General features: G+C 70.3%; 4 protein-coding genes. 1 reads left to right on the top strand and 3 read right to left on the bottom strand.

The features are described from left to right. Nucleotides 1-276 precede the first annotated feature (276 nt). Nucleotides 277-699, bottom strand: coding sequence for a tyrosine-type recombinase/integrase (locus Ato02nite_RS52980; protein WP_213007221.1), 423 nt, complete (start codon nucleotides 697-699; stop codon nucleotides 277-279). 558 nt (nucleotides 700-1257) lie between these two features. Next, a complete protein-coding gene (locus Ato02nite_RS51610) occupies nucleotides 1258-1785 on the bottom strand; it encodes a hypothetical protein (protein ID WP_246607009.1) in 528 nt (175 codons plus the stop codon). A gap of 10 nt (nucleotides 1786-1795) precedes the next feature. Between Ato02nite_RS51610 and Ato02nite_RS15500 the strand changes: the two genes are divergently transcribed. Further along, complete coding sequence (locus Ato02nite_RS15500) at nucleotides 1796-2086, top strand: hypothetical protein (RefSeq protein ID WP_213007220.1); 291 nt, start codon at nucleotides 1796-1798, stop codon at nucleotides 2084-2086. 1449 nt (nucleotides 2087-3535) lie between these two features. Here the strand turns inward: Ato02nite_RS15500 and Ato02nite_RS15495 are convergent. Further along, nucleotides 3536-5333, bottom strand: a 1798-nt coding sequence (locus tag Ato02nite_RS15495; RefSeq protein ID WP_213007219.1) for an AfsR/SARP family transcriptional regulator, incomplete at its 5' end; no start/stop codon positions are given.

Genomic DNA, 5333 nt, shown 5'->3' with positions numbered 1-5333 from the left:
ATCCCACTCTCAAACACTCACCAAGGAAGATGACGGCAGCCGGCTTGACGTGCTGCTGTGGCGCAGCCGGGCGGACGTCGATGTCCGAAACTCGAGCGAGGCGGCAAGCCCGCCGGTGGGCCACGAGACTTCACAGCACTCCGGGTAGTCGACGATCTCTTCGAACTGCTGCCGTCTGCCCACCGCTACCCGCATAGATCTGCGAACATCGTTGGCCGCCTTGAGTTTGATGGCGTACGAGGTCCGTGACGCTTGGCCCTCGGGGAAGATCGCAAATCATCCGGTCTCGCCAGTGGAGTCGTTGCTTTCAGGCACGGTGGCAGCGCTCGCTGGCCGGCGTACACGCTCGCGCACGATTCGGATGTGATGAGGCTGTCGTCGGCGCCCGTCGGCTCGTTCCTCGGGCGTGTCCGTCGATGCGACCTGCCGGATCGCGGTGAGGATGGTTTCGGCCGTACTTCCGGCTTCGGCTCGGGCCAGGGCGTCGGGGACGGTGCCGTAGATGTCGGCGGTGAAGGCGTGGCTGGAATGCCCGAGCAGGTGTTGCACGGTGTGCAGGCTGGCCGAGCCGTGCAACGCGTTCATCGCGGTCCCGTGCCGCAGATCGTGCAGCCGGACCGGCGGCAGCCCGCACTCGGTGACCAGGGCGGTGAACCGGTGGGTGAGCCGGCCGGTTTCCTCGGCCGTCCGTCGGGCCAAGCAAACAAGAAGCCGGTTTCCTCGGCCATCGTTCCGTGTTCGTCGTACCTGCGTTGCTGTCGCCGCCGGTGGTCGGCGAGGACTGTAACGGTGGCGGGGTCGAGAGTGATGGTCCGGTTGCCGGCGGCGGTCTTGGGTTCGGACTCGGCGAGGACTCCGGGAAGCTCGACCAGGGTTCGGGTCACGGTGAGCGTGGCGTCGGCCAGGTCGACGTCGACCCACCGCAGGCCGACGAGTGGCCAGTTGCTGGGGTGTCCAGACCGCGACCTTCGGTCGGGTGCCGTCACGCAGCCAGGCCGCCACCCGCGGCTGTGACCAGGTCACCGGCCGGTTCCGGCGAGGCGGCGGCAGCTCGAGCATCCGGGCCGGGTTATCGGCCAAGTAGCCGTGGGCGGCCGCCGCGTCGAGCGCCCGACGCAGGGTGGCCCGGACCCGCTGCACCGTCGACGCGGTGATCTTCACGTGGTACCGGTTCGTGTGCTCGGTGAGCTCGTCGAACATCGCCTGCACCTCTGCCCGGGTCGACGCTGTACCTGCCGAGAATGTCATCCATGCTGGTCAGGCGGCATGCTCGTACTCGTGGAGGATGCCGCCGAGGCGGTCACGTCGGCGGATGTTCAGGTGCGCGCGCCCGTCCGGGGCCGTGATCGGTTCGGGCAACGGGGCGAGTGGCCGGGCGTTGGCGATGCCCTGATGCGGGCGGTGGGTGTTGTAGAAGGCCTCGTACTCGCGTAATGCGTATAGCAGGTGTCGCTGGTTGAGGAGGATGTACAGCCTGGCGCCGGCGAGGGTGATCGTTTCGAAGAAGTCCGCGGCCAGCAGCGCATCGCCCTGTAAACGCAGGAACTGCGCCCAGGTCGTGGTCGCACGGTCCGGGACGGGATCGATCCTCGCCGCGCGCAGAATCTCCCAGACCGTCGACGCGGCAACGGCGACCCCGAGGGTGAGAAAGTTCCCCGTGCACGCGCCGGTATCCCCACGACGGGTTCTCCGCCACGAGGCGCAGTACCAGGGTGCGGATCGAACGGACGGTGCGTGGTCGGCCTCGCCGTCGGGGCCGCGACGCCGCCGCGTGGCGGCGGGCATGCAGGTCACGATGCCAGCGCAGTACCGTGTCCGGGCGTACCAGCAGCCGCAGGTTCTGCAACGCCTGCCTGGGGAGCCTGCTGAGCAGCGCTGCCAGCCACACCCGATCGACCGGATCGAACCGGACCTGCTGCTCGCCGAGCTGGCGGTGCAGCACCGCAAGCTGGTGCCCCAGGACGAGAATCTCGGTGTCCTTGTCGCAATCGCTGCTTGGCGCAGCCGCAGCAACGCGAACGCGTTGGTGAGCAGCCGGCCGAGGTGCTGCACGAGTTCCCTGGGGACGTCGACCATGGCACGATAGGCGATCACGTGGAGCCCTCACCGTGTGGGTGATCTTGTGGTGAGAACTACCTACCGAGGACCTCACGTTCCTTTCCAGCGCCGTCCGATCTCGCCGCGTTCACCCGTGTCGCCCCAAACAACACATTCGCGTCGCTGAAATCAGCTCACTCTGTCGAACATAACAAGAAGCGAATATACATACTGATAATCGCCCGCCAGGACGAACTATCGAAGCAAATTCCTACTCATCCGGAAACATTCCGTGGACGCAAGTGCATGACCCACGCCGTTCTTTTGTTTGAGCCAAGAATGGCGCACTCACATCGGCAAATCCGGATGCGGCCAAGAGACAGTGAATGTCACCGTCTGTAGTTGATGATCTGTGTGCAGTATTGAGCTGATCTCGGCGCGGGCCAGATCGAAGCTCCCCGAGATTCGCTCGTGGTGCGCTTGGCTGCTGCGTGCGGTCGCCTGCGATTGGTTCGGGGCTGTCATCGGTGGCCGCGGTACCGATGTGCCCCGCCTTGACGCGCAGGCCAGCAGGGCTGGCCAGGGCGACCTTCAGCCCGTACGGGATTCGGGTGGACCGCTCCGCGATCTGGCTGTCGGTGGGAGGGTGCAACTCCACCGTGAAGAGCGTTTCCGCAGCTCAAGAGGCCTATCGCGAACATCACGAAATGGACGTTCTTCGCGAATGCCATATCGTGGGCCTGACGGGGCTCGAACCCGGTGGCCCAGATGTGGCACAACCCGAACCGGGTACACACGGTTCCGGGCCCTGTCGTGATGCCAACGGCCGTCCGCCGACGGCTGTCCTGACGAGCTCGCCGTGAGCCACCCCCGCAACGTCGCCCGACGGATCCAAACCGCGATCGGGATTGGCGTTGCAACCCTGGCGACCCGACCACCACCGGTGAATCATGACGGCAGGGCGGGCGGCCACCGCCTGCTGGCGATCATCCACCGACAAGGGTGCCGCCTCGGCTCTCGTACCACCGGAACCGGTGTGCGGCGCCTGGCTCTCGGCATAGTTGGACCAACGTCAACCTGGCCGGCAGAAACGAGACTCGCTCCGCCGGCGCTATCTCCGACGCCTTCGCCCGCCGGCGGGCGAAGGGAACACAGGAAGGCACGATGCCGACCCCAGACTCGACCGGCCCACACGAGCGTGATCCCACCTCCGGCGAAACGACTCAATCGCCGGCGGCGGGTCACCCGGACCCGCATACACGGTCGCGCCGGTGATGTTCGTCCGGTCGCGGGCGTCGGTCTCACACACACGCGCGTGTCGCGGACCTGTAGACGCCACACGCGCTGCTCCCGGGCCGGACGACCGGAGAAGCCGGTCCTCGGCGAAGGCGAGCTTCTCGAAGCGGTCGTGCCAGTCGTCGAAAGCACGCCGGACCTCGGCGGAGACGTACAGTGCCACGAGCGTAAGCACTCGGGTGAGCTCCGGCGTCCGGACCGGTCATCCGGCCGGGCAGAACGGCGCGGAGGGGGCCACGCGCAGCCGCCGGTCGACCTCCGCGATGGCGTCCGGATCGCCGAGCCGCCGCGCGACGAGGCGAAGATTGCAGAGGAAGACGACGGTGCGGGCCGCGGTCCTCGGCCGGGTGTCGCCGACCTGTGCCAGCAGGTCGAGCGCCCGCCGGTAGCCCGCCGCGGCCGCCGGCAGGCCGCCGAACCGAGAGCCGTCGGCCGAACCGGCGGTGACCATGGCGGTGAGCGCCCGGCCGGCCGCGGCCTCGGCGGCCAGCCGCAGAGCGTGGCGCTGATCGCCCGGGGCCGACGGTCGCAGCTGCTCCACCCGCGCGAACTCCGCCTCCGCCGCCGGCCACCGCGCCTGAAGACCGGCCAGGCTCAGGCACTGCTCGGTGAGCCCCAGGCCGAGGCGGATCTTCATCTCCAGCAGCGGCCCGCCCGGCGAATCGGCGAAGGCGGCCAGCGCGGACCGGTAGCCCTCGCGAGCCGCACCGAGCCGGGCCGGGTCCGACCTCCCGGCGCGGCAGGACACGGCGGCGCGAACCGCCTCGGCCAGGCCGAGGCGGGCCCGCAGGTAGCCGGGCGCGATGGCCAGCGCCGCCCGGAACTGCTCCTCCGCCTGAGCGAGCCGCGCCGGATCCGCCCGGCCGATCACGTTGCCCAGCAGCAGATGCAGGACCTCCCGGCCGCTCGCCACCCCGCCGACCGCGCGACCGGCCGCGGTGAAGTGCTCCTGTGCCGTACCCAGCAGGCGTTCCGCTGCGGGCAGATCGTCGAGGCCGTACTCGCCCAGCGCCCTGGTGAGGTCGGTGACGCCGCCGAGATAGCGCAGCATCCCCTCGGTGAGACGGTGGCCGAGCCGCCAGTTGCGCTGCAGGACGTCGACCGGCTCGGTCACGGCGAACTCGTGCGCACCAACGAACTCCGGTGCCTCGCCGAGCGTCCGCTCGGTCACGAAGAGACCCAGCGTGACGGTCGCCCGCTCGCCCGCGCCGTGGACCGCGCCGGTCAGCACCAGGTCCGCGCCGTGCCGGCGGGCCAGCTCCGCCGGATCGCCGGGATCACCGACGCTCCGCAGCCGGACCCCGGGCTGCTCGCCCACCCAGCCCCGGAGACGCTCGACAAGCGCCCGGTGCAGCCGGTCGGCGACCGGGTGCACCGCCTGCGGCCCGGCCGCGGTGAACGGGGCGACGACCACGTTGAAGAGGCCGGTCATCACGGGCGGCGGCGCCGCGAGATCGCCGGCCAGGCCGGTGAGCACCAAGACCGCCGCGACGGCCGCGAGCGCCCGCACCCTCCGGGAGCGCCGGCGACCACCCGGGGGTACGGCATCCACGGGTGAGGCCCCGGAGCGTCCCGCTGCCGGACCACGTGGTGCCGGGACGCCGGGCCGGGGCGCCGGCGGGTCCAGGGCCGGGTCCCGGCGCAGGATCGCCTCGAAGCGGCGCTGCAGCTCCGGCCCCGGGTCGACGCCGAGCTCATCGCGCAGGGACGCGGCGACGCGCTGATAGTGGACGAGGGCGTCGGCCTGGCGGCCGGAGCGGTACAGCGCCAGCAGATAGGCGGCGGCCAGACGCTCCCGCAGCGGATGCTCGGCCGCGAGACCGGACAGTCGGGCGACGAGTCCGTCGCCGCCCACGGCCAGCGCGGCCTCGGCGTGTGACTCCACGGTGGACCAGCGCAGCTCCTCGAGGGTCGCGGCGAGCCGACGGAACCGGTCGCCGGGCAGTCCGCCGAAGGCCGGGCCTCGCCACAGCGCCACCGCCTCGCCGAGAGCACCGGCG

Origin of the sequence: Paractinoplanes toevensis (genome assembly GCF_018332695.1) — a bacterium.
Lineage (GTDB): Bacteria > Actinomycetota > Actinomycetes > Mycobacteriales > Micromonosporaceae > Actinoplanes > Actinoplanes toevensis.
This window is presented reverse-complemented; position numbering and strand designations above follow the sequence as displayed.

Bases quoted from the DNA above. Each gene is read 5' to 3' on its own strand.
- Ato02nite_RS51610 (WP_246607009.1), bottom strand. From the start codon at position 1,785: ATGCCCGCCGCCACGCGGCGGCGTCGCGGCCCCGACGGCGAGGCCGAC.
- Ato02nite_RS15500 (WP_213007220.1), top strand. From the start codon at position 1,796: ATGCCAGCGCAGTACCGTGTCCGGGCGTACCAGCAGCCGCAGGTTCTG.